This window comes from Vibrio metschnikovii CIP 69.14 (assembly GCF_000176155.1).
In the GTDB taxonomy this organism is placed as follows: Bacteria; Pseudomonadota; Gammaproteobacteria; order Enterobacterales; family Vibrionaceae; genus Vibrio; species Vibrio metschnikovii.
The window spans coordinates 41,002-65,281 of record NZ_ACZO01000009.1 but is presented as its reverse complement, the minus strand read 5'-3'; the positions used below and the strand labels follow the sequence as shown (position 1 = coordinate 65,281).

The 24,280-nt window shown below is 46.8% G+C and carries 22 protein-coding genes; 9 read left to right on the top strand and 13 right to left on the bottom strand.

What is annotated here, in order from left to right; all coding sequences use genetic code 11:
* The 4 genes from ilvD to ilvG are packed head-to-tail and all read right to left on the bottom strand — an operon-like array spanning nt 1 to nt 4,740.
* Entirely contained in the window at nt 1-1,842 is a 1,842-nt protein-coding gene (gene ilvD / locus VIB_RS16620) for a dihydroxy-acid dehydratase (RefSeq protein WP_004397595.1), read from the bottom strand.
* A 13-nt stretch (nt 1,843-1,855) separates the two neighbouring features.
* Nucleotides 1,856-2,797: a branched-chain-amino-acid transaminase gene (ilvE, locus tag VIB_RS16615; RefSeq protein ID WP_004397593.1), complete on the bottom strand. Its 942-nt coding sequence runs from the start codon at nt 2,795-2,797 to the stop codon at nt 1,856-1,858.
* Between the two features lie 12 nt (nt 2,798-2,809).
* A complete protein-coding gene (gene ilvM / locus VIB_RS16610) occupies nt 2,810-3,094 on the bottom strand; it encodes an acetolactate synthase 2 small subunit (protein ID WP_004397591.1) in 285 nt (94 codons plus the stop codon).
* Entirely contained in the window at nt 3,094-4,740 is a 1,647-nt protein-coding gene (gene ilvG, locus VIB_RS16605) for an acetolactate synthase 2 catalytic subunit (protein WP_004397589.1), read from the bottom strand. Before ilvG ends, ilvM begins: the two co-directional genes overlap by 1 nt.
* Nucleotides 4,741-5,243: 503 nt before the next feature.
* Between ilvG and VIB_RS16600 the strand changes: the two genes are divergently transcribed.
* Nucleotides 5,244-6,767: a YifB family Mg chelatase-like AAA ATPase gene (locus tag VIB_RS16600; protein ID WP_004397587.1), complete on the top strand. Its 1,524-nt coding sequence runs from the start codon at nt 5,244-5,246 to the stop codon at nt 6,765-6,767.
* Nucleotides 6,768-6,909: 142 nt separating this feature from the next.
* Here the strand turns inward: VIB_RS16600 and VIB_RS16595 are convergent, their stop codons facing one another.
* The 3 genes from VIB_RS16595 to VIB_RS16585 all read right to left on the bottom strand — a co-directional run bounded on the left by VIB_RS16595 (nt 6,910) and on the right by VIB_RS16585 (nt 8,898).
* Nucleotides 6,910-7,509: a thiol:disulfide interchange protein DsbA/DsbL gene (locus VIB_RS16595; protein ID WP_040905802.1), complete on the bottom strand. Its 600-nt coding sequence runs from the start codon at nt 7,507-7,509 to the stop codon at nt 6,910-6,912.
* Between the two features lie 33 nt (nt 7,510-7,542).
* On the bottom strand, nt 7,543-8,529 hold the full coding sequence (locus VIB_RS16590; protein WP_004397583.1) for a serine/threonine protein kinase: 987 nt from the start codon (nt 8,527-8,529) through the stop codon (nt 7,543-7,545).
* Nucleotides 8,530-8,628: 99 nt separating this feature from the next.
* Nucleotides 8,629-8,898, bottom strand: coding sequence for a YihD family protein (locus tag VIB_RS16585; protein WP_004397581.1), 270 nt, complete (start codon nt 8,896-8,898; stop codon nt 8,629-8,631).
* 694 nt (nt 8,899-9,592) lie between these two features.
* On the opposite strand from VIB_RS16585, the gene trhA reads away from it, so the two are divergent.
* A complete protein-coding gene (trhA, locus tag VIB_RS16580) occupies nt 9,593-10,237 on the top strand; it encodes a PAQR family membrane homeostasis protein TrhA (protein ID WP_040905819.1) in 645 nt (214 codons plus the stop codon).
* A gap of 24 nt (nt 10,238-10,261) precedes the next feature.
* Here trhA and VIB_RS16575 read toward each other — a convergent pair whose 3' ends face one another.
* From VIB_RS16575 to def, 5 genes are all read right to left on the bottom strand, one after another.
* A complete protein-coding gene (locus VIB_RS16575) occupies nt 10,262-11,707 on the bottom strand; it encodes a TrkH family potassium uptake protein (protein WP_004397575.1) in 1,446 nt (481 codons plus the stop codon).
* A 33-nt stretch (nt 11,708-11,740) separates the two neighbouring features.
* A complete protein-coding gene (gene trkA / locus VIB_RS16570; protein ID WP_004397573.1) occupies nt 11,741-13,117 on the bottom strand; it encodes a Trk system potassium transporter TrkA in 1,377 nt (458 codons plus the stop codon).
* A gap of 97 nt (nt 13,118-13,214) precedes the next feature.
* Nucleotides 13,215-14,495 carry a 16S rRNA (cytosine(967)-C(5))-methyltransferase RsmB gene (gene rsmB, locus VIB_RS16565; protein WP_004397571.1) on the bottom strand — a complete coding sequence of 427 codons (1,281 nt, stop codon included), beginning with the start codon at nt 14,493-14,495 and terminating at the stop codon, nt 13,215-13,217.
* 56 nt (nt 14,496-14,551) lie between these two features.
* Nucleotides 14,552-15,499 (bottom strand): methionyl-tRNA formyltransferase, encoded by a 948-nt coding sequence (fmt, locus tag VIB_RS16560; protein WP_040905798.1) that lies wholly within the window; start codon nt 15,497-15,499, stop codon nt 14,552-14,554.
* Between the two features lie 18 nt (nt 15,500-15,517).
* Complete coding sequence (def, locus tag VIB_RS16555) at nt 15,518-16,030, bottom strand: peptide deformylase (protein WP_004397567.1); 513 nt, start codon at nt 16,028-16,030, stop codon at nt 15,518-15,520.
* 139 nt (nt 16,031-16,169) lie between these two features.
* Here def and VIB_RS16550 point away from each other — a divergent pair, with 139 nt between their 5' ends.
* From VIB_RS16550 to VIB_RS16535, 4 genes are read left to right on the top strand one after another with little or no spacing between them, the layout of a single operon-like run.
* Complete coding sequence (locus tag VIB_RS16550) at nt 16,170-17,285, top strand: LysM peptidoglycan-binding domain-containing protein (RefSeq protein WP_004397565.1); 1,116 nt, start codon at nt 16,170-16,172, stop codon at nt 17,283-17,285.
* 7 nt (nt 17,286-17,292) lie between these two features.
* Nucleotides 17,293-18,423 carry a DNA-processing protein DprA gene (gene dprA, locus VIB_RS16545; RefSeq protein ID WP_040905793.1) on the top strand — a complete coding sequence of 377 codons (1,131 nt, stop codon included), beginning with the start codon at nt 17,293-17,295 and terminating at the stop codon, nt 18,421-18,423.
* Nucleotides 18,420-18,896, top strand: a complete 477-nt coding sequence (locus VIB_RS16540; RefSeq protein ID WP_004397561.1) for a DUF494 family protein — start codon at nt 18,420-18,422, stop codon at nt 18,894-18,896. Before dprA ends, VIB_RS16540 begins: the two co-directional genes overlap by 4 nt.
* A 6-nt stretch (nt 18,897-18,902) precedes the next feature.
* Nucleotides 18,903-19,475 (top strand): DNA topoisomerase family protein, encoded by a 573-nt coding sequence (locus tag VIB_RS16535; protein ID WP_040905790.1) that lies wholly within the window; start codon nt 18,903-18,905, stop codon nt 19,473-19,475.
* 19 nt (nt 19,476-19,494) lie between these two features.
* On the opposite strand, the gene mioC is transcribed toward VIB_RS16535, so the two are convergent.
* Nucleotides 19,495-19,935, bottom strand: coding sequence for an FMN-binding protein MioC (gene mioC, locus VIB_RS16530; RefSeq protein WP_040905787.1), 441 nt, complete (start codon nt 19,933-19,935; stop codon nt 19,495-19,497).
* A 349-nt stretch (nt 19,936-20,284) separates the two neighbouring features.
* Between mioC and VIB_RS16525 the strand changes: the two genes are divergently transcribed.
* Genes VIB_RS16525 through VIB_RS16515 form a run of 3 tightly spaced genes read left to right on the top strand, consistent with a single transcriptional unit; the run spans nt 20,285 to nt 24,275 of the window.
* Nucleotides 20,285-20,674 carry a response regulator gene (locus VIB_RS16525; RefSeq protein ID WP_004397559.1) on the top strand — a complete coding sequence of 130 codons (390 nt, stop codon included), beginning with the start codon at nt 20,285-20,287 and terminating at the stop codon, nt 20,672-20,674.
* On the top strand, nt 20,667-22,337 hold the full coding sequence (locus VIB_RS16520) for a diguanylate cyclase (RefSeq protein ID WP_004397557.1): 1,671 nt from the start codon (nt 20,667-20,669) through the stop codon (nt 22,335-22,337). Before VIB_RS16525 ends, VIB_RS16520 begins: the two co-directional genes overlap by 8 nt.
* Before the next feature lie 9 nt (nt 22,338-22,346).
* Nucleotides 22,347-24,275, top strand: coding sequence for an ATP-binding protein (locus tag VIB_RS16515; RefSeq protein WP_004397554.1), 1,929 nt, complete (start codon nt 22,347-22,349; stop codon nt 24,273-24,275).
* The last annotated feature ends 5 nt before the right edge of the window (nt 24,276-24,280 follow it).

The following is a 24,280-nucleotide window of genomic DNA, read 5'->3' as shown; positions in this document are numbered from 1 at the left end:
CTAGCCCTCGAGTTTCGATTTATCTCGCACCGCGCCTTTATCGGCACTGGTCGCCATACTCGCGTAAGCCTTGAGCGCTAAAGAGACTTCACGCTGGCGATTCACGGGCTTCCAGCCACACTTATCTTGCGCAGCTCGACGCTCAGCCAGCTCCGCTTCTGAAACCTGCAAGCTAATCGAACGATTCGGAATATCAATCGCGATCATATCACCGGTATTGACCAAACCAATCGTGCCCCCATTAGCAGCTTCAGGAGAGACATGGCCAATCGACAAGCCAGAAGTACCACCGGAAAAGCGGCCATCGGTCAATAACGCACAAGCCTTACCAAGCCCCATCGATTTAAGATAGGTGGTTGGGTAAAGCATCTCTTGCATGCCAGGGCCGCCTTTCGGACCTTCGTAGCGAATCACTACCACATCACCAGCTTTAACTTGGCCACCTAAAATACCTTCTACGGCAGTATCTTGGCTTTCAAACACAATCGCCGGACCAGTAAAGGTTAGATTATCTTCATCGACACCCGCGGTTTTCACAATACAACCGTCAAGGGCAATGTTGCCACGAAGCACCGCCAAACCACCATCTTGACTAAAGGCGTGGGCTTTACTGCGAATGCAACCTGAGGTGCGATCATCGTCTAATCGATCCCAACGGCAAGATTGTGAAAATGCTTTGGTGGTACGAATGCCAGCCGGACCGGCACGGAAAAAGTCGAGCACCGCTTGATCGTCAGTTTGCATGATGTCGTATTGCGCTAATTGCTGCTGCAAGGTCATCCCCAACACAGTATGGGTTTGATTATTGATCAATCCTGCGCGATCCAATTCGCCCAAAATCGCCATTACTCCTCCAGCGCGATGGACATCTTCCATGTGATATTTCTGAGTCGACGGTGCCACTTTACAGAGATGCGGCACTTGGCGTGACATACGATCAATATCCGTCATATCAAAATCAATCTCACCCTCTTGCGCCGCCGCTAAGAGGTGTAAAACCGTATTGGTAGAACCGCCCATGGCAATATCCAGCGCCATGGCATTTTCAAACGCCGCTTTATTGGCAATATTACGTGGCAACGCCGAGTGATCGTCTTGCTCGTAGTAACGCTTGGTCAGTTCGACAATCCGTTTACCCGCATTGATAAATAACGCTTCACGATCGGCATGAGTCGCCAGCATCGAACCATTACCAGGCTGTGAAAGCCCTAATGCTTCGGTTAAACAGTTCATTGAGTTGGCGGTAAACATCCCCGAACAAGAACCACAAGTCGGACAAGCCGAGCGCTCAATTTGCTGACTTTGCTCATCAGAAACCGTAGGATCGGCTCCTTGAATCATCGCATCGACCAAATCAAGCTTGATAATTTGATCGGACAATTTGGTTTTGCCCGCTTCCATCGGGCCGCCAGAGACAAAAATCACCGGAATATTTAAGCGCAGCGCCGCCATCATCATTCCCGGGGTTATTTTGTCACAGTTCGAGATACAGACCATGGCATCGGCACAGTGCGCATTAACCATGTACTCGACAGAGTCTGCAATCAGCTCGCGTGATGGCAGTGAATACAACATGCCGCCATGGCCCATGGCGATACCATCATCCACCGCGATGGTATTAAATTCTTTGGCGATGCCGCCGGCTTTTTCAATTTCACCCGCCACCAATTGCCCCATGTCTTTAAGATGCACATGGCCCGGTACAAACTGGGTAAACGAGTTGACCACCGCAATGATCGGCTTTCCAAAATCTTCTTCTTTAACCCCGGTCGCACGCCATAATGCGCGAGCGCCCGCCATATTACGACCATGAGTAGTGGTCGCTGAACGATACTTTGGCATTATCGGTTATCCCCTATGACTGCTTCTCTGAGTACACATAATCCAACCAACCCCACTTATCTTCTGTGGTACCGTTGAATAAGCCAAAGTACGCCTCTTGCATCACTTTGGTGATCGGTCCGCGCTTACCTTCACCAACCGTAATTTGATCGACACTGCGTACTGGCACAATTTCCGCTGCCGTTCCGGTCATGAAAATTTCATCCGCCAAATACAGCGCTTCACGGGCAATATTCACTTCACGCACTTCGTAGCCCATGTCTTTGGCAAGGGTCATGATCGAATCGCGGGTAATGCCAGGCAGAATGGAGCTGGTCGTTGGCGGAGTCAGCAGTACGCCATTTTTGATCACAAAGATATTTTCGCCTGCACCTTCAGATAAATAACCATCCACACTTAAGGCAATACCTTCGGCATAGCCATGACGACGCGCTTCACCGCCGACAAGCAGAGAGGATAAGTAGTTACCGCCCGCTTTAGCGGCGGTTGGAATGGTATTCGGCGCGGCGCGGTGCCAACTAGAAACCATCGCATCAACGCCATTTTCTAGTGCTTCATCGCCTAAATAAGCGCCCCAAGGGAAAGCCGCGATGATCAATTCCATTTCCGTATTCACTGGTGGACAAACGCCAAGGCCGACATTGCCCACAAAACCCAACGGGCGAATGTAAGCCGAATCAAGCTTATTAATCCGTAAGGTTTCGCGCGTTGCTTCCATGATTTCATCAATCGTGTAAGGAATTGGAAAGCGATAAATTTTTGCCGAATCTTTCAGACGCTGAGCATGCTCGCGATGACGGAAAACGATTGGGCCTTTTGGTGTGTTATAGCAACGCACGCCTTCAAATACCGAGGTACCGTAATGCATTGCGTGGGTCAGAACATGGACATTAGCGTTTGCCCATGGCACCATTTCACCGTTAAACCAAATGTAATCTGCTGTTTTTGTTGCCATTGCTTGCCTTCCTTATGCACAAATCTTTTGTTGTAAATTGTTGTTAGGGAGTTCATCGAGGTTTAAAGGGGTAACATCGACACTACGAATATCCCATAATTTTTCAATTTGGTTAACCAAAGTGCTGATCGGCCGATCACTGTCGACAATAATTTCAACACTGGCGACCTGACTAATATGGTTTTGGGTTGCCGCCACTTGTCTGATAGTAAAGCCGCGATGACGCACCACCCGCAGAACACGTTCTAATAGAACCGGTTTATCATCGGCTTTGATGTCTAATAAATATCTTTCCATTAGGTGTTCTCCAACATATCACTATTTGAGGCGCCGGGTGGTACCAACGGCCAAACATTTTCTTCTTCATCGATCAAAACATGCAATAAGTAAGCGGTTTTACTGGCAAGCATCTCTTGCAATGCCGGTTCCACTTGCTCTTTTTTGGTGATGGTCTTACCTGGGATACCGAAGGCTTGGGCCAGCATCACGAAGTCTGGGTTGTCATCCAAAATCGTTTCACTATGACGACCATCAAAAAACAGCGATTGCCATTGACGGACCATGCCTAAACGTTGGTTATCGAGCAACACCATTTTCACTGGGATTTGACGCCGCTTGAGTGTGCCGAGCTCCTGAACATTCATCATGAAAGAGCCATCACCAGAGATCAGGATAGATTGATCGTCTGGACGGGCAACCGCTGCGCCCATTGACGCAGGTAGTCCAAAACCCATCGTGCCAAGGCCAGCCGAAGTAATGAAGTTTTGTGGCGCTCGGGGCTGAATATGCTGCGCTGCCCACATTTGATGCTGACCGACATCCGTGGAAACCATCGCACTATCAGGCATCATATCGGAGAGTTGCTTCAGTAGCAGTGGCGCAAAAATCAGTTCACCGGGATGATCATAACGCCAAGTAAAATCGCAGCGTAAACTTTCACTGTAATCAGCCCATGATGAAATATCATGGTTTAACTCCAGTTGTGGAAGAATGCGATTAATATCGCCACGCAAAGCCGCATTGGCTCGGCGCAATTTATTAAATTCAGCGGCATCAATATCGATATGAATGACTTTCGCATGCGGTGCAAAAGTATCCAGCTTGCCAGTGACTCGGTCATCAAAACGCGCGCCAGCCACAATCAATAAATCACTCTCTTGAACAACTAAGTTGGCAGCTTTGGTACCATGCATACCCAACATACCCAGATAATGCGGGTCATGCCGTTCTATCGTACCGAGCCCTTTTAAGGTACTCACTGAAGGCATAGGATTTAAACGCAAGAACTCGCGCACCGTAGCAGTCGCTTTCGCCAATTGCACACCACCACCCACATACAACACCGGACGCTGACTGGCAGACAATAGCTGCTGCGCCGTGTGCAATTGCTCAGGGCAAGCTTCAGGCATCGCTGGTGGTGTGAACACAGGAAACTCTGAACTTGGCGCTTGGGCTAACTGAACATCTTTCGCGATATCAACGATAACCGGCCCCGGACGACCGGTTTTCGCCACCTCAAACGCTTCAGCCAGTGTCGCGGCCAATTCACCAATATCGGTCACCAGATAGCTGTGTTTGGTACAAGAGAGCGACATCCCTATCACATCCATCTCTTGGAAAGCATCCGTACCAATGTGGGAACTCGCCACTTGGCCTGTAATCGCCACTAAAGGAACTGAATCCAGAAATGCATCCGCAAGACCTGTGACTAAATTGGTCGCTCCAGGTCCCGAGGTTGCCATACAGACCGCCACGCTTTGGGTTGAGCGAGCCATACCAATCGCCGCCATCGCCGCCCCTTGCTCATGGCGACAAAGGATATGCTCCACTCCGCCATCATACAGTGCATCATAAATAGGCATGATGGCACCACCAGGGTAACCAAAAACGGTTTTGATGCCCTGTTGCTGTAAGGCGGCAACGACAAGTTGTGCTCCCGTCATTGTACCCCTCCTAAAGCGCGCCTTGCGCCATTAACGTTGTTGTGTTTGCACTTCATGTGCCGCTCCCATTCTTCCTGTCCATATCTGGTTGGATAATCACCGATCAGATTGCACGATGTCGTTAGATAGTTGAAAAAAAACCCCCGAACTTTTCAGTGCGGGGGTCTTTTTAAATTTGTGTGTTATTTTGCGCCCACAAGCCCCCGCGCCGTCATAATAATGACCACGATCAGCAGGTTAATTAGTGCGTTAATGCGAGCGTTAAAATTCATAATAATCGTTCTATATGTTGCCGTACTGAGTACGTAATTGTTTGCGGTTCTAGTGGTAACACACATATCTGTTACATGACAAGCAAAAACTGATTATTTTTTCACATTCTCTTAAGCTTATTTGTGCGTCTTCTATCGAAATATCACCATTTTTATCCTCAGAACGCTGATTCTTCGCACGTTTTTCAGGCACATTGCCAGTAGAAGTCAACCTAACGATAAAGGAAAAAAATGGGCCTTGCGATTATTCATAGCCGAGCCAGTATTGGCGTCCAAGCACCAGAAGTCACGGTGGAAGTGCACATCAGTAACGGCATGCCCGGCTTTACGTTAGTCGGCCTCCCCGAAACCACGGTGAAAGAATCCAAAGACCGAGTGCGCAGTGCGATCATTAACTCACGCTTCGAGTTTCCCGCTAAACGAATTACGGTTAACTTGGCACCTGCCGATCTCCCCAAAGAGGGAGGACGGTTTGATTTACCCATCGCACTAGGGATTTTAGCTGCGTCTGAACAAATTCCTCACACTCATTTAGCCGCTTATGAGTTTATTGGTGAGCTGGCATTGTCGGGAGAAATACGGCGCGTGAAGGGAGTTTTACCCGCGGCATTGGCAGCGAATCATGCTCAACGCAGTTTGGTCGTACCACAAGATAACGGCGATCAAGCGGCGTTAGTCGGTGAAAGCAACCATAAATCCGCACAAACCCTGTTAGAAGTTTGCGCAGATTTATGTGGTCAAAAAAACTTAACGCTCTTTCAAAGCGAACCGATTGTACAACCACCCGATCACTCTCGAGATCTACAAGATATTATTGGTCAACAACAAGGAAAACGAGCACTGGAAATTGCCGCAGCAGGGAATCATAACTTGCTATTTCTTGGCCCTCCGGGGACCGGGAAAACCATGCTCGCATCGCGGCTGTGTGATTTACTACCAGAAATGAGTGAAGAGGAAGCGATGGAAACCGCGTCGGTTGCCTCACTGACTCAACAAGAAATCAATCAATACAACTGGAAACGTCGACCCTTCCGGTCACCACACCACTCAAGCTCAATGGCGGCCTTAGTGGGCGGCGGTACGATTCCACGGCCAGGAGAAATCTCATTAGCCCATAACGGCCTATTGTTTCTCGACGAGATGCCTGAATTTGAACGAAAAGTACTTGATTCACTCCGTGAGCCCCTTGAGTCAGGAGAGATCATTATTTCTCGAGCACAAGGTAAAACTCGCTTTCCGGCACGCTTTCAACTGGTGGGCGCACTCAATCCCAGTCCTACCGGCTACTATGAAGGCAATCAAGCAAGGGTTAACCCGCAAGTGATCCTGCGCTATTTAAGTCGACTTTCTGGCCCTTTGCTAGACCGATTTGACATGTCGATTGAAATTCCCGCGCTACCCAAAGGGACACTATCTCAAGGCGGTGATCGAGGAGAAACAACGGAGGTGGTACGGCAACGAGTACAGATAGCGCGCCAGCGAATGCTGGCGCGCAGTGGTAAGGTTAACGGGCTGCTGCAAAGTCGTGAGATTGATATTTTTTGCCCATTAGCTCGTTCGGATGCAGAGTTCTTAGAAGCCGCATTGCATCGCTTGGGCTTATCCGTCCGCGCTTATCACCGGATCATTAAAGTGGCACGTACCATCGCAGATTTAGAGGGCGTAGCCGATATTCAGCGATCACATCTGGCGGAAGCACTCGGTTATCGTGCAATGGATAGGCTACTCAAACAATTAGTCGCGCAAGCCGTTTAACCTTCACACCATAATCAGAGAGCAATGGCTCAATGGCGCAGCCAACAACAGAAAAAAATCATGCATGGCTCTTCAGCAATGCATGATTCGGTTGACCAACGACAATGTGAGATGCCTGAAAAACTATTGCGTTAATAAATAATTACTGTGTTAACAAATAGTTCACTAGCTCAAAATACTCATCAACGGTTTTGATGCCCTGAGCTTGCACTAGGTAACGGTTGTTCACCACCACAGCAGGTACACCGGTTAAACCGCTATCTTGGAACTGTTTATCAAAACGACGCACCATCGAATCGACCGCAAAACCATTGAACGCAGCATCAAACTTTGCTCCGTCGATACCTTCATCGGTGAATATTTGACGTAACTCTTGATCGTTTTTCGGTGCTTTACGTTGATTATGAATACGATTAAACATCACTGGTAACATTTGCTCTTCAACGTTTAAAGCCAGCATCGTCGCGTACGCTTTACTCATTGATTTGCCCATATTACCGCCCATGAAGGAGACGTGATTTTTTTGTAATCGGACCTCTGCTGGCAACTGCTCTTTAAGCTGTTTAATGATCGGCTCAAACGAGTAGCAATGCGGGCAGTAAAACGAAAAGTATTCGCTGACACTAGGCTGGCTAGCCTTGGGTAAATCAAGCACTTTGTAGTGCACTCCCTCTTTAAACTGAGCGGCATGAGCCGAAAGGCTTAAGATTAGGGTTGCAACCAGTGCAAACAGCTTTTTCATGATTAAACTCCATTATTCCTTTGATGAGGCAAGTTACCAATTTGGCATCAGTGATAGAGAAGGTTCTTCTAAGGCAGATAACTGCTCTTTAAACGCAAGCACTTGACCTTCCCAATATTTTGGATCATTGAACCATGGGAAAGCGAGTGGAAACGCCGGATCATGCCAGCGTTTAGCCAACCAGGCCATATAATGCACCATGCGTAGACCGCGCAATGGCTCAATAAGTTTCAATTGCTGGGGATTAAAATCACAAAACTCTTGATAACCTTCCAGCAAAATATCCAACTGAACAAGCTTATCCTGCCGATCGCCACTGAGCAGCATCCATAAATCTTGCACCGCAGGTCCATTACGCGCGTCATCTAAATCGACAAACATTGGCCCATCTCGCCATAAAATATTGCCGGGATGGCAATCACCATGCAGGCGAATAGGGCTCTGTGTGGGTTGCCAATATTGTTCGATACGCTCTATTAACAAATTGAGATCATTAAAAAAAGCATTTTGTAAATGTGATGGAATAAACGAAGCTTGTTCTAAGACCCGTTTCGGTTGATATAAATACTCTTCTAAACCTAAGCTCGGGCGATGAATAAAGGTTTTACTGCCCCCTATTTTATGGATTCGCCCTAAAAAACGCCCCACCCACTCTAGCTGCTGCGGATTATCCACTTCAAACTGGCGTCCTCCCATGCTAGTAAACAGCGCAAAATAGTAACCTTGATAGTAATGTAAGCTGTTGCCATTGATCACTAAAGGGGGCGCTAATGGGATTTCTGCCGCGGCGAGTTCTAAAGCGAAATCGTGCTCCTCTTGGATTTGCTGCTCCGTCCAACGTTGTGGTCGATAGAACTTAACGACAAAACGTCGACTCTCTTCGTCAGTAAATTGATAGACTCGGTTTTCATAGCTATTGAGGGCTAAAAAACCTGATTCAGCACGCACGCCGATGCTTTCTAGTGCGTACCAAATTAAATCCGGTGTCAGTGCATCGAAATGAAAAGTCGCTTGCGTCATTGCATAAAGGAGATCATTACTGAGCCCCTTGCCATAGTGAGATCGTGTCAATCAGCTTATACCCAGGAAGAACCAAGGCATCGTTCGCTAATCCTTCGTTTATTCAGGCAAGATACCACGCGCACGTAGGATCGCCGTTTTAAAATCATCTTCGTAGTCTTTTTTAAGGCCTGGGATCACTTCATCTTTACTGCTATTACGCATTTTCAAATGATAAATCAGTACATCATCGGTTAACTCACTCAGATTACCTTGGTAACCAGCCTCTTGAGCTAATAATCCAATAAACTGGACCAAATTCAACTCAGACTGCTTGTGCCATTCTGGCTCTAATAAGGCTAATAACTCTTCAACACGATGGCATTTCATGCTCGTCTCCATATGGTTATGATGGTTTTTCACTAAAGGTAGCAAATTGCCTTCTGGCAAACAATCCAAAGGGGAAGGGTAAGCGAGTTAATCGGAGAGATAGCACCATCGGCGCAAGGTCAGTAGCCATGATGCCATCGATGAAAAAAACCGTGGCGAGCGACAAAAAAAGGGAGAGCAACAGACAAAAAAAGGGAGAGCAACAGACAAAAAAAAGCGCAGAAAATAAGCTGCGCTTTTTAACTTAAGCGGCCTGGACCACTTTTGTTTCATTCGATGCGATAAACGCACGTTGTTCGACAAGAGTCGGTGCAGACGCGATTTTTTTTGCAACCAATGCAGTAGTAAAACCACTACGACGGCGCATTGCACTACGGTTAGTGTGCGAAAACCTGACAGCTGTTGGGCGCATTAACTTACCTAACGGTCAGGCATATCCATTGCCAATGGTATAGCCTAAATAATTATGAGTTAATCTTTATCCAATGATGGCTAAAAAGTGGCTCATTCTGGCAGTGCCAATCCAAATAATTATTTAGGGATGACGATATGTTTGCATATCAATAATAGATTATCACCAACTCAACCATTGATCGATAGTTAACCAACATTTTTACTAACAAAAAACCAACTTACACGTGTACGCTTAATGTGCGATAATCGAATAATAAATACATTAATGGGTAAAGAGACCATGGCAACAGATACTTATCCTTATAAAGAAGAGATCGCCAACACCATCAGCCACGCGATTGGCCTATTGATGGGGATTATTGGTTTGATTCTATTGCTCAATAAGGCACTGGCTTATGAGGCCGATCCGCTAACCATTACCAGTATGGCTCTGTATGGTAGTAGCATGATTGTGCTGTTTCTTGCCTCTACCTTGTACCATGCGGTTTCTGATCAAAAAATCAAACAGGGGTTGAAAGTTTTTGACCACTGCGCGATTTATCTGTTGATCGCTGGCAGTTATACACCTTTTTTATTGGTCAGCTTACGTACGCCTTTAGCGATAGGTTTAATGGTGATCATTTGGTCGATTGCGCTGGCGGGGATCATCATGAAAATCGCGTTCATGCAGCGCTTTAAACGCTTTTCGCTGTTTAGCTATTTGAGCATGGGCTGGTTATCGTTGATCGTGATTTATCAACTAACCGCTAATTTACCTTTAGGGGGCTTATTGCTGTTGGCATTAGGCGGGTTGATTTATTCATTGGGCGTTATTTTTTATGTTGCTAAGCGCATCCCTTACCATCATGCGATTTGGCATGTGTTTGTTTTGGTCGGCTGCGCTTGCCACTTTTTAGCGATTTATTTTTATGTGCCAGCATCATAAACACACAGCGAAGGATAGACTCCTCTACCGTCGCCAAAAAGCGGGAAAAAATAGCACTAAAATCGTCAATATTTCCAATCGCCCCATCAGCATACCAATACTGAGCAGCCACTTCGCCGCATCGGGTAACGGGGCAAAATTGCCACTTGGGCCAATCACATTGCCCATACCTGGACCCACATTCGCGACGGCCGTGATCGCTCCAGAAATACTGGTTACGGCATCCAACCCCATCGCCGATAACGCACCAGCAAGCAAAATAATGGTAATAAAAAATGCCAAACCAAAGGCGACGACGGAACGCACAATATCTTCGTTAACCGGCCGTTGATTATAGCGCTGTACAAACACACCCGACGGATGAACCAGTTTCAGCATTTGTTTATTGAGCAAGGCAAAGCCGATTTGAAAACGAAAGACTTTTATCCCCCCAGAGGTGGATCCGGAGCACGCCCCTGAGACCATCAAAAAAGCGAATAACGTCGCAGGGAAGGCCCCCCACGCCGTAAAATCATCCAGTCCAAATCCTGTGGTGGTCACTACCGAGACAATATTGAACATCGCCACGCGCAGTGCATCTAATAACGAGTAGCCATTATGTATGGTTAGCCATAGCGCAATCACTAAACTGGTGATCATAAATAATAGGAAAAAGCCGCGTACTTGGGCATCTTGAATGACCGTTTGTAGGCTACGCTTACGAAGGGCGGCAATAAATAATAGGAAAGGCAACCCACCCAAAAACATAAACACGATCGCGACCCAGTGAGCCCCATGAGAAAAATGGTTCATTGAGCCATCAGAGGTTGAGTAACCACCGGTCGATAAAGTCGTGAACGCATGATTAATAGCATCAAACCATCCCATGCCCGTCAATAAGTAGCTGAGGATACACAGTCCGGTTAGCACCAAGTAAACCCCGACAATATTTTTCGCTACCGTTTTAGCGCGAGGGCTACTTTTATCAGACCAATCGGATGATTCAGTCTGGAACAGACGCATCCCGCCAACGTTAAGCATTGGCAATACTGCTACCGCCATGACGATAAAACCGACGCCGCCTAGCCATTGTAAAATGGAGCGCCAGAGTAGAATGCTCGGGGCCATAGAATCCAAGCCACTGAGCACCGTAGAACCCGTGGTAGTGAGACCTGACATGGTTTCAAAATAAGCGTCGGTAAAGCTGATGTGGTTGATGAACACAAACGGTAATGCCGCAAAGGCACTGGCAATCGTCCAAACCAAGCTGGTGATCAAAAACATATCTCGGGCATTCAGACGAAATACAGCGGAGCGGCCTATACTCAAACAAGCAAACGACGCAAGATGGGTGATCACTAGCGCTTGCGCAAAATCGATAAACCCTTCAGTGCCAGTAAAAAAGGCCACCAATGTCGGGACATACATAAATAGCGCTAGCTTTGACAGTACCAGCCCTACCACGAATAAAATCGGGCGTATATTCAACATAACGCCAAATACCTATAGTTACAGAAAGAATAGTTATAAAAAGAAGGGGCTTGGCTGGAATAAGCTTTCCACGTCAGGCACGTATTTTTTATCGACCAAGAACATCACCACGTGATCATCTTGTTCAATCACGGTGCGATCATGGGCAATCAGCACTTCTTCACCACGGACAATCGCTCCAATGGTCGTTCCCGGTGGCAAGCGTATTTCTCCCACCGTGCGTCCGACCACTTTAGAAGTAGTTTCATCACCGTGAGCAATCGCTTCAATCGCTTCTGCTGCGCCGCGCCGTAACGAAGAGACGTTGACAATGTCAGCACGACGCACATGGGTCAATAACGCCGAGATGGTCGCTTGTTGAGGCGAGATCGCCACATCAATTACCCCACCTTGCACTAAATCGACGTAAGCACCACGCTGAATCAACACCATGACTTTTTTCGCGCCCATGCGTTTTGCTAGCATGGCGGACATAATATTGGTTTCATCTTCGTTGGTTAGGGCAATAAACACATCGACTTGATCGATATTTTCTTCCGACAATAGCTCTTGATCCGCCGCATCGCCACAAAATACAATCGTGTTTTCGAGCTCTTCAGACAGTTGCTCCGCCCGTTGATAATTACGCTCGATAAGTTTCACGCTATAGGTATGTTCTAAACGTTTGGCTAGACTCGCGCCAATATTACCGCCACCAACAATCATGATCCGTCTATACGGTTTTTCTAACCGTTGTAGCTCACTCATGACTGCACGAATGTGGTTGCTCGCAGCGACGAAAAAAACTTCATCGTCAGCTTCAATGATCGTCGTACCTTGCGGTCGAATCGGTCTACCTTGTCTAAAAATCGCCGCCACACGAGTATCAATATGTGGCATATGCTCGCGTAATGCCGATAATGCATTGCCCACTAACGGGCCGCCATAATAGGCTTTTACCGCCACTAAGCTGACTTTTTCTTCGGCAAAACTGACTACCTGCAACGCACCGGGATACTGAACTAAACGCTCAATATAACTGGTTACCAGCTCTTCTGGAGCGATCAGATGATCAACAGGCACCGCGCCCGATTGAAACAGTGCCTCTTTTTCTAGTAGGTATTCTGGAGAACGAATCCGCGCCACTCGATTTGGGGTGTTAAATAAAGTAAACGCGACTTGGCAGGCAGCCATATTCGTTTCATCTGTATTGGTCACGGCCACTAACATATCGGCATCTTGTGCACCCGCTTCACGTAGCACACTCGGATGGCTAGCATGGCCATTAATCACTCGCAAATCGTATTTATCTTGTAATTCACGCAACCGTTCGGGATTACGGTCAACAACGGTAATATCATTATTTTCGCCGACCAAGTTTTCTGCTAGCGTGCCACCGACCTGCCCTGCCCCAAGAATGATGATTTTCATACCCTACTCTCTTGTCTTCACGTAATCCAACGGATGATAAAAATTAAGCGCTAATTGTATTAATTAACGCTCAACAGCCGCTAGCCTCTATCTATGACTAGGCTTGCTTGCGCAACACCGCATAGTAGAAGCCGTCCATGTCCTGCTCACCAGGCAAAATTTGTCTGCCCGGCTGCTCGGGATCAGAGTCGATCAGCTGTGCCTTAGGCGTTCGCGCCAAGAAAGCTTTGATTTGCTGGCTGTTTTCTTGCGGAGTAATTGAGCACGTTGCGTAGACTAAAGTGCCGCCGATTTTAAGTTGCTTCCACATCGCATCGAGAATTTCACTCTGTAGCTCAGCTAAAGCCTCAATATCACTGGCGCGGCGTAACCATTTAATATCCGGATGACGACGAATCACTCCCGTTGCCGAACAAGGCGCATCGAGCAAGATACGATCAAACTGCTCACCTTGCCACCACTCTTCTGGGTAGCGTGCATCGCCGCAAATCACATCCGCGCGCAGTTGCAGACGTTCTAAATTATCGTAGACTCGCTCCAAACGTGCCGCATCGCTGTCGATCGCCACTACTTCAGTATCTTGAGTATGCTCTAAAATATGCGCTGTTTTTCCGCCCGGTGCCGCGCAGCAATCTAAAATCAGCTCACCATCTTGCGGTTGTAAATAATCTATTGCTAACTGAGCGGCGGCATCTTGCACTGACACCCAACCACGATCAAAACCGGGCAATAAAGTAACATCACACGGACTCGCGAGCTTAATCGCGTCTGCCGCCTGTGGATGTACGGTGTATTCGATCTGCTCATTATCGAGCAGCGCAAGGTATGCTTCACGGCTATGATGCTGGCGATTAACCCGCAGCCACATCGGTGCTTTACTATTGTTGGCTTCAATGATGGTTTGCCATTGCTGAGGATAAGCCTCTTGCAGTAGTTTCAATAACCAACTTGGGTGCGCATATAATCCTGCATTATGGCTAACAGCAAAAGCATCAAGGGCTTCTTGATCGCGTAAATAGCTGCGCAGTACGGCATTTATCAGACCACTTAAACTTGGACCACGCAAAGTTTTGGTGGCTTCCACCGTTTCCGCCACTGCGGCATGGGAAGGAATACGCATATAGCTCAACTGATACAAACCGACTAAGATCAGATGATGAAAGACGCGCTTTTTACCTTTTAATGGATTATCCATTAACTGGCCGGCTATCGACTCTAAACGAGGCAAATAACGTAATGCCCCGTAGCAAATCTCTTGTAATAAAGCATGATCGCGGGGACGGATGGTTTTTTGCGCCGCAGGCAAAGCGTGTGACAGAGAGTGACCTTTATCGACCACTTGGAATAAAACATTGGCCGCAGCTGCGCGAACATTCATGAGTAATACCACATTAAAAAGAAAATCAATTAGGGCATCTCTGCCCTCGTAAAGGTTTAGCTAAGTTGGGTGCCCACCGCAAACCAACTGGCGCGAGCATTAAGAATATCTTGTACTGGCATGGCTTTTTTACCCGGCACTTGGATTTGCTCTAGCACTAACACACCACGGCCTGTCGCCACATAAATGCCCGATTTATCCGCTTGAATAATGGTACCGGGGGCATGAGTAGACTCGCGCTCATCGACACGGCTTTGCCAGACTTTAATCGTGTTATCAGCGACATCAAAATGACTGATCGGCCAAGGATTGAACGCTCGCACGCAGCGTTCAATAAACGCCGCCTCTTGTGTCCAATCGATTTTCGCTTCTTCTTTACTCAGCTTCTGGGCGTAATTTGCCAAAGCATCGTCTTGCTTTTCTGGGCTAAGTTGGCCTAAAGCTAATTTATCAAGGCAAGCAACCAAAGCCTGTGGGCCAAGCTCAGCTAATTTGTCATACATTGAAGCGCTGGTATCACTGGCTTCTATCGGTAAGCGAACGATACTCAGCATATCACCGGTATCTAAACCAACATCCATCTGCATGATGGTGACGCCAGTTTCACTGTCACCGGCCCAAATCGAGCGCTGAATCGGCGCTGCGCCACGCCAGCGAGGTAAAATTGAGCCATGAACATTAATACAACCCAATTTAGGGATATCAAGCACAGCTTTCGGTAATAACAAACTGTAAGCCACCACTACCATCACATCGGCATTAAGATCAGCCAAGGTCTGTTTTGCTTCGTCGCTTTTGAAATTCTCTGGCTGATACACAGGGATATTTTGCTCAAGCGCCATCTGTTTAACTGGGCTGGCGGTGAGTTTTTTACCGCGTCCGGCAGGTCGATCGGGCGGAGTATAAACCGCGATAACCTCATGCTCCGAAGACAACAACGCCGCCAAGTGACGGGCGGCGAAATCCGGAGTTCCTGCAAACACAATACGTAATGATTGGTTCACGCTGACCTCTCTATTGCATTAATTTCGTTTCTCGTTGAAACGCTTAATCTTTTCTAACTTCTCTTTGATACGCTTACGCTTTAATGGCGATAAGTAATCAACAAATAGCTTACCTTCTAAGTGGTCCAGCTCATGCTGAACGCAGATAGCCAATAAATCATCAGCCTCAAAGGTATACTCTTCGCCATCGCGATTAAGCGCTTTTACAGTCACCTCAGCAGCACGAGGCACTAAAGCTCGCGATCCAGGCACCGATAAGCAACCTTCTTCGATACCATCTTCACCGCGCTTTTCAATAATTTGCGGGTTAATTAGCACCATGGGTTGATCTCGGCTATCCGAAACATCAATCACCACAATACGTTGATGAATATCGACTTGAGTCGCAGCAAGCCCGATACCCTCTTCGTCGTACATGGTTTCTAGCATGTCATCAACGATTTTTTGGATCTCTGGCGTGACCTTTTCAACCGGCTTGGCAACGGTGCGAAGACGATCATCAGGGAATGTTAATACTTGTAATACAGACATATACACTCGAAAAATTGAACTGTGCCGAAACAGCTTAACGCTGGTTGGGTCAATTCTAGACATTTTATGACCTAAATGACAGCATCCTGCCATATTTCTCACAAACCTTTTCTCATTCATCCAGCAAGGAAGTCAGGTGATGACCGTATTAATGACTCAATATCGCTCTCTGTGGTTACGGTTTAGCGCACTAGGTTTAGCCATTGTCTGTTTATCCATCAATGCATTAGCCTCTCCTGCTCCGTTAAGCATCAAAGACTCAGCACCACGGACTTATACGGTTGTTAAAGGCGATACACTGTGGGATATTTCTGCCCTGTATTTAGATAGCCCTTGGTTATGGCCACGTCTGTGGCAAGCAAATCCTGAGATAAATAATCCGCATTTAATTTATCCTGGCGATCAACTGACATTAATCTGGCGCGACAGTCAACCGACATTAAGCCTCAAACCGATGATAAAACTCAGCCCACAAGCACGAGTACTCGAAAAACCGCCCCTCACAACGGTCGAAGAAGCGTTACTACTGCCTTACTTACTGGCTGATAGACTGATTCCCTCCCAAGAGTTAAACGACCAGTTACGCATTCTTGGCTCAAATCAAGGCAAGCAATACCTGAGTCAACCGGATGCGCTATACCTTGAAGGTCAACATGAGGCGCAACATTGGGGTATCTATCGTCCCATGAACGAGTTTCAACGCGCCAATCACTCTATGCGAGCCCTACGTCGCTTGGCGACCGCACATCAGGTTGAAAGCACTCCCTCAATGACAACCTTAGCCATTGATGAGCTCAATCAAGAGATCCGTGCAAACGATATCGCTTTGCCAGAAATCAGCTTGGAGTCATTACCATTAAGCACGACTTTTTTCCCTAACCCAGCACCACGTGATGCACGCCCTAGATTACTCGGCACGTTGGAAGGCAGTCAATATGCAGCGAAACACCATGTGGTGGTCATCGACCATGGACAACAAGAGGGTCTAGAACAAGGCAGTATGTTTGAACTTTATCAAGTCGGCCAAACGGTTTACCAAAAAGGAGAGCAATATAGCGATATAGCACAGCGTGCTAGCAAAGCAATTACGTTACCAGCGAAAAAAATCGGTACTCTCATGGTCATTCGTCCTTATCCCACCATGAGTCTAGCGCTGATCACCAGTAGCCAAGCCGCGATTGATAATCAGGTATTGATCCTACCTCCCGAAGTATCGGATACCGCGACATCGACGTTCAGCTCACTTCACCAATAGCACAGTGATGCCAACCGACCAACGCGATTTAGCCATGTGGCTCGCACTCAGTTTTACGCCTAAGTTAACCCAAAAAAACTTAAGCCGATTACTGAGTCGTGATGCATTGACTAACCTTGCGGGTTACACCGCCCAACAATGGTTGGCTCTGGGATTAACCGATCAACAAGTGGATTATCTACTTGGCCAAGCCAAGCAAGACATTGAACAGTGTTTGATGTGGCAACAACAAGCTGCACAGCGTCATATCATCCCTCTCTATGATGAAGTCAATTATCCTCCGTTATTGCGTGAAATTCCCTCTCCCCCCAAAGTACTGTTTGTTGAAGGACAACGGCACTGGTTAAAACAACCTCAAATCGCTATTGTCGGCAGTCGTAATGCGACGATTGATAATCAACACATCGCTCAACAATTTGCCGGTGAATTAGCCGCGCACGATATAGTGATCACCAGTGGACTGGCTTTAGGTATTGATGGTTATGCGCATGATGGGGCGCTGAAAGCTGGGGGAGCAACCCTCGCAGTATTGGGATCTGGACTAAATTGTATTTATCCCACACGGCATAAAACGCTTGCGGAGCGGATCAAAGATAATGGGGCATTAATTTCTGAGTTTCGGCCTAATACGCCACCGCGTGCCGAACATTTTCCACGACGCAATCGCATTATCAGTGGCTTATCTCTTGGGGTGTTGGTTGTAGAAGCCGCTGAAAAAAGTGGCTCATTAATCACCGCTCGCTATGCAATAGAGCAAGGGCGAGACGTTTTTGTGATTCCCGGCCCGATCACGAGTGCCAATAGCCAGGGCAGTAATCAGTTGATCCGTCAAGGTGCCTGTCTCGTACAGACTGTTGAGGATATTTTGGCAGAAGTAGAAAACCTGCTCAATTGGTGCAAAGATTCACCCTCTACCACACAAGGTGAACTTTTTTCTTGCCCAAATGATGAAGAACAATTGCCATTTCCCGAGCTGTTAGCTAACGTAGGAGTAGAAGCGACACCAGTTGATATTCTGGCACAACGGACCCATATCCCCGTGCAAGAAGTCATGATGCAGCTACTAGAGTTAGAGCTTTTAGGCCATGTTGTTGCCGTTTCCGGTGGCTATATTCGTAAGGGGAGAGGCAAGCTATGATGATGGATATTTTGATGTATCTATTTGAGACGTATATCCATAGCGATGCTGAATTGCAGGTGGATCAAGACGAGCTCGAAGATGAATTGTTAAGAGCAGGCTTTCATCAACCAGATATTTACAAAGCACTACATTGGCTCGAAGAGCTGGCAGCGTTGCAACAAACGGATGCTCACTCTGCCATCGCCACCAGCGCAACCACGTCGATGCGAATGTTTACCACCCAAGAAATGGAACGTTTGGACATCGAAGCACGTGGATTCTTACTGTTTTTAGAGCAAATAAAAGTATTAACCTCTGATACCAGAGAAATGGTTATTGATCGAGTCATGGGCTTAGAAACCAACGAATTCGAACTTGATGACCTAAAATGGATCATCTTAATGGTGCTGTTTAATGTTCCCGGCAATGAAAATGCCTATACCTTGATGGAAGAGCTACTGTACAGCAAAGAACAAGGTATTTTACATTAAGCCACTATGAGCAATTCGATCGATCCATCGTTATTTTCGGCTCACGAACAAGCCCTTAACCATCAGCCATGCCCCAAGTGTGGTGGAGCCTTACGGCTTCGCCGCGCTAAACTTGGCCCATTCTTAGGCTGTGAGCACTACCCCCACTGTGACTATATCAAACCCTTGCATCACAACGATGGACATATTGTCAAACCACTCGGTGTCGCTTGCCCAGAGTGTCAACATGAACTGGTGCTACGCCAAGGACGCTACGGCATGTTCATCGGTTGCAGCAATTATCCAATCTGTCACCATATCGAGTCACCAACCGCCAACACACCAAAAGAAGACCATACTAGTCACTTGGTTTGTCCAGAATGTCGCCAAGGCCATCTGATTGAACGTCAATCGCGGTTTGGAAAAACCTTTTATGCTTGTGATGCTTTCCCAAAATGTAAGTTCGCCGTCAATCAGCCGCCGGTAATAGGGCAATGCCAAGCTTGTGGCTTTCCGTTACTGGTAGAGAAAAAATTTGCCAGCGGCACTAAACACTTATGCGCGAATCGTAAATGCGCGCACGTTCAATCCGCCGACTAACTTACTTTACACGTTCAGGTTACTTCGCCACACGCTGAATGAATTCACTTAACCATTCCTCAACCGCATCTTCAGGCACAGGATGGTGCTGAATATCAATCGTTAAGCAATCTGCAATCGGTGTTGCGCCAATGTCTTCCAATAAATCATCAGCGTGTTTTCCCGCCGCACAAAAGGTGTCATAGCTTGAATCACCAATCGCAACCACCGCGTAAGACAACTGCTGAGTATTAGGGGGCGTTTGCTGAAGATCATTAATAAAAGGCTGAATATTATCAGGATAATCCCCAGCACCATGAGTTGAGGTTACAATAAGCCATGTGCCTTGCGCTGGAATATCCGCCAATACGGGCTGGTTATGAATCTGAGTATCAAGCCCCGCTTGCTGCAGTACATCGCTAATGTGATCGCCTACGTACTCAGCCCCACCCAAGGTACTTCCGGTAATAATATGAATCATGTGCATTACTCGATTAACTGATATAAAAAATGACGCCGCTAGCGTGATGAACTTCTCGCCTATATCTGTTGACGAACGGCCTTAATACAGCAACGTGACGTCAATCACTCAAGAAAACCGACAAATCTTTTCTTGAGATTGGCAACCAGCGACATAGACGTCTAGGATAATTATATTACACGTAAAACAATACACTCTGTAGCCAAAACCCAACAAAGTCATGATGATAATAAACACGCAAAGATCATTAGCTCGGAAAATATGAAAAAGCTATTTTATCGACTCATCTAAACCAGTAAAAAGAAGCGGATGCAATCAAAGCATAAGCTAAACCGTGAGGAGGCTCTTTTTGCAAAAACTTGAACGCATTTTGTATGTCGAAGACGATCCAGATATCCGCGAAATTGCCACCATTGCGCTAGTCGATGTTGGAGGCCTGACGGTAAAAGCTTGTGATTCAGGCGCACAAGCTTTACGGGACATTAACGACTTTGCCCCACAAATGCTGCTATTAGATGTCATGATGCCCGATATGGATGGGCCAGAAACACTACAGAGGCTGATCCAGCAGGGAGATGTCAATCAATCCATTGCTATTGTATTTATGACCGCGAAAGTCCACCCTGAGGAAATTGAACGTTATAAACAGCTTGGCGCGATAGAGGTCATTTCTAAACCTTTCGATCCAATGACACTGGCTGACGATATCATCAAAATTTGGGCATTATTTAATGAGTAACTCATCACCGCCGAGCTCGCTAACTACTCGCTTAGAAGCCTTAAAGCTTGCCTATTCAAAACGCCTCGATTCCGAACTGGAACAGCTTCGATTTCTCGCCAAACAGATAACCAGTAAGCCTAATGATACGGCCTATCTTGAACAGTTGCATTCAACGCTACATACCCTAGCTGGCTCGGCAGGCACCTTTGGTTTTAATCAACTGGGTCGACAAGCGCGATTATTTGAGCAACAAGTCCAACAAGAGCTGGCAAAAAAACATACCGACCGACAGCCCTTAGCTGTTCTCGAATGGGTCAAACAACTAGCGCTCATCGTTGATTCAGATACAGAACCCAAAACCGCGGTGAGTTTTTCGACACCTAACGCTGAGACGCTCATCGAAAAACCAAAGGTGTGGTTAATTGAACGCGATATCATCCTCGCCGAATACACCATGCAGCAACTAGAAAGCTTTGGCTTTCGTGTTAAGCACTTAAAAGATGCTGATGAACTTGAGCATCACACTTCTGAGTCGCCAGATTTACTTTTGATTGATCATAACGCAGGACAAACAGAAGCGCTCAAGTCCGATCCGGTCGCTTTTTGGCAGCAATATCTCAACGCCTTTTCCTGTCCACGACTATTTATGGGCGTCGAAGAAACCTTTACCGCTCGTTTGCGAGCGCTACGTAGTGGTGGACAAGCCTATTTTATTAAACCATTAGATATCATTAAACTTTCTTCTTATATTATTGAACTGACTAACACCGAGCAAACCGCTCCTGAACGCGTTCTACTGATTGAAGACAACCAAGGCCTAGCACAAGATTACCAAACCGCATTAGGCGAAGCGGGAATGGAAGTGATGGTACTCGAGCGACCAGAAACCTTGTTTGAAGCAATGAGTGAATTTAATCCTGAAATCGTGTTGATCAGTCTTGGGTTTCCTGATGTCTCGGGAGTAGAAATAGCCACTTTATTAAGACAGACCGACCGCTGGCGTCAATTGCCGATTATTTATCTTGCCCCTCATTCAACAACCCATCTACAAGCCGATCCGTTAATCACTGGTGCCGATGGATTATTAACTAAACCTATCGATATCACCCTGCTGATCAAACTGTGTCGAGCTCGAGTACAGCAACTCCGTGAACGAGAACAAGCACAAACTCAAGATGGATTAACTCAGCTATTAAAGCACGCCAGCATTAAAGAAGCGCTACATAATCAGTGGCTTATATCTCAAAGGCAAGCGCAAGGTTATTGTGTGGTTATGCTCGATATTGACCACTTTAAACGGGTTAACGATACCTATGGCCATTCGGTCGGTGATGTGGTTATTGCCACGACGGGAACTTTATTAAAACAACGCTTTCGCCGTACAGATAAGCTCGGTCGCTACGGAGGTGAGGAGTTTATGCTGATTCTTCTCCATTGTGATCTTCAGCAGGCAGAAAAAATGGTGAATGGCTTAAGACAGGATTTTTCAGCGATTCAATTTAGCGGTGGCCAGCAACAATTTTCCTGCACAATATCAGCAGGTATTGTCGATAGTCAGCAATTTCCTAACGATGACGCCGAAACGCTGCTCAACCGTGCCGATCAAGCGTTATATCTGGCCAAAAACCGGGGACGAAATCGAGTTTGCTTAGCAACGCCAGATACGAGCTCGAATGATTAAGGATGACTAATGCAAGTACCACCCCTTCCTGAGGAAGAAAGCGAACGTCAGAAAACACTGGATAAAACCGGCTTACTCAACAGTGGCTCCGAAGCTCGCTTTGATCGTATTACGCGTCTCGCGCAGCAGATTTTTTCTGTCCCGATCGCACTCATCTCTCTGGTTGACCGAGATCGTCAATGGTTTAAATCTCGTCAAGGGCTTGATGCACAGCAAACCCCAAGAGAGATTTCATTTTGTGGCCACGCTATTTTAAATAGTGAGATATTTGTGATTGAAAATGCACTGGTGGATCAACGATTTTGCGATAATCCCTTGGTCATGGGCGCTCCTGATATTCGTTTTTATGCTGGTGCTCCATTACACTCAACCAAAGGTTATCGGATTGGCACACTCTGTTTAATTGATAGCCAGCCGCAATCATTTTCAAGCAAGCAGCGTTCGATGCTCAAAGATTTGGCCGCCACCGTTGAAGCATTAATTCAAGCCGAGGAGCTCAGTAATGAGCGACTTGGTAAGTTAACCGCCCAACTTCCTGGCGTCGTCTATCAATTTCAACGCTTTGCTAGTGGTAAAATTACCTTCCCTTTTAGCTCACCACAAATTCTCGATCTCTATGGCATTACACCTGAACAAGCCGCGCAAGATGCTAGCCCAGCTTTTGAACGAATCCATCCTGACGATTTGCAAGCGATCAGTGACTCTATTGAGCATTCCGCGAATACTTTAGAATATTGGCAAGCGACTTATCGAGTCCGCTACCAAGGTCAAGATTACCGCTGGTTTGCTGGGCAAGCCAAGCCAGAAAGATTAAGCGATGGCAGTGTATTATGGCACGGCTATTTACACGATATCCACGAGCAAGAACAAGCGCGCCAAACCACCGAAAGAAATGAGGCGAGATTACGCAGTTTATTCGATTTCTCACCGATTGGTATCGCACTTAACGATTTCGAAACGGGCCAGTTTCTGGATCTGAATAACGCACTAATTGCCCCTACAGACTATACTCGCGAAGAGTTTATCGCCCTTAGCTATTGGGATATTACGCCTCAAGAATATCAATCTCTCGAAGAGCAAGCACTCGCCAACTTGAACACCACAGGACGCTACGGTCCGTTTGAAAAAGAATACATTCGTAAAGATGGCAGTCGCTATCCCGTTCGCTTACAAGGCATGTTAAGCAAAGAACAAGATGGTCGCACCGTGATTTGGTCATTAATTGAAGATATTACCGAGCGCCGTAAGCTTGATAAAATGAAAGACCAATTTATCTCAACGATCAGCCACGAACTTCGAACGCCGCTAACATCAATCAAAGGTTCACTCAATTTACTTGCCGGAGGAGCGGTTGGATCCATTTCTGATAAAGCACAAGCCCTATTAGTCACTGCTGAGCGTAATGCTCAACGCTTAACGACATTAATTAATGATTTGCTCGATATGGAAAAATTGGTTGCAGGCAAAATGCCGATGACCTTTTTAAAACAACCTCTTGGTCCTTTACTGGATGAAACCATCGATTCCTTAAGCAGTTATGCTCAGCAGCATAATGTTGTATTGCAATGCTCTGGAAGCTGGCCCGCCGTACAAGTCAACGTTGATGGGCAGCGTTTGATTCAAGCATTGAGTAACCTACTCTCAAATGCCATTAAATTTTCTCCACAAGGCGAAGCGATAACCATCAAGGTGCAACAACAGGATACCAATATCCACATTCTGGTACGCGATCGTGGTCAAGGTGTCGCGCCTGAATTTGAAGACCGACTATTTCAACGTTTTTCTCAAGCTGACAGTAGCGACACCCGCAAACTACCTGGAACCGGGCTTGGGCTCGCGATTACTCAGGAAATCTGTCAACAACTCGGAGGCAGTGTCATGTACCGACAACCTAACGGCCGCGGTGCCGAGTTTATTATTCAATTGCCGATAGGATGAAATGC

Coding starts and splice junctions, on each gene's coding strand:
- VIB_RS16575 (WP_004397575.1), bottom strand. CDS start 11,707: ATGTTGAATATACGCCCGATTTTATTCGTGGTAGGGCTGGTACTGTCA.
- VIB_RS16515 (WP_004397554.1), top strand. CDS start 22,347: ATGCAAGTACCACCCCTTCCTGAGGAAGAAAGCGAACGTCAGAAAACA.
- VIB_RS16535 (WP_040905790.1), top strand. CDS start 18,903: ATGAGCAATTCGATCGATCCATCGTTATTTTCGGCTCACGAACAAGCC.
- ilvD (WP_004397595.1), bottom strand. CDS start 1,842: ATGCCAAAGTATCGTTCAGCGACCACTACTCATGGTCGTAATATGGCG.
- trhA (WP_040905819.1), top strand. CDS start 9,593: ATGGCAACAGATACTTATCCTTATAAAGAAGAGATCGCCAACACCATC.
- VIB_RS16600 (WP_004397587.1), top strand. CDS start 5,244: ATGGGCCTTGCGATTATTCATAGCCGAGCCAGTATTGGCGTCCAAGCA.
- ilvM (WP_004397591.1), bottom strand. CDS start 3,094: ATGGAAAGATATTTATTAGACATCAAAGCCGATGATAAACCGGTTCTA.
- trkA (WP_004397573.1), bottom strand. CDS start 13,117: ATGAAAATCATCATTCTTGGGGCAGGGCAGGTCGGTGGCACGCTAGCA.
- VIB_RS16595 (WP_040905802.1), bottom strand. CDS start 7,509: ATGAAAAAGCTGTTTGCACTGGTTGCAACCCTAATCTTAAGCCTTTCG.
- VIB_RS16590 (WP_004397583.1), bottom strand. CDS start 8,529: ATGACGCAAGCGACTTTTCATTTCGATGCACTGACACCGGATTTAATT.
- VIB_RS16520 (WP_004397557.1), top strand. CDS start 20,667: ATGAGTAACTCATCACCGCCGAGCTCGCTAACTACTCGCTTAGAAGCC.
- VIB_RS16540 (WP_004397561.1), top strand. CDS start 18,420: ATGATGATGGATATTTTGATGTATCTATTTGAGACGTATATCCATAGC.
- ilvG (WP_004397589.1), bottom strand. CDS start 4,740: ATGACGGGAGCACAACTTGTCGTTGCCGCCTTACAGCAACAGGGCATC.
- mioC (WP_040905787.1), bottom strand. CDS start 19,935: ATGATTCATATTATTACCGGAAGTACCTTGGGTGGGGCTGAGTACGTA.
- VIB_RS16585 (WP_004397581.1), bottom strand. CDS start 8,898: ATGAAATGCCATCGTGTTGAAGAGTTATTAGCCTTATTAGAGCCAGAA.
- dprA (WP_040905793.1), top strand. CDS start 17,293: ATGCCAACCGACCAACGCGATTTAGCCATGTGGCTCGCACTCAGTTTT.
- VIB_RS16550 (WP_004397565.1), top strand. CDS start 16,170: ATGACCGTATTAATGACTCAATATCGCTCTCTGTGGTTACGGTTTAGC.
- rsmB (WP_004397571.1), bottom strand. CDS start 14,495: ATGAATGTTCGCGCAGCTGCGGCCAATGTTTTATTCCAAGTGGTCGAT.
- def (WP_004397567.1), bottom strand. CDS start 16,030: ATGTCTGTATTACAAGTATTAACATTCCCTGATGATCGTCTTCGCACC.
- ilvE (WP_004397593.1), bottom strand. CDS start 2,797: ATGGCAACAAAAACAGCAGATTACATTTGGTTTAACGGTGAAATGGTG.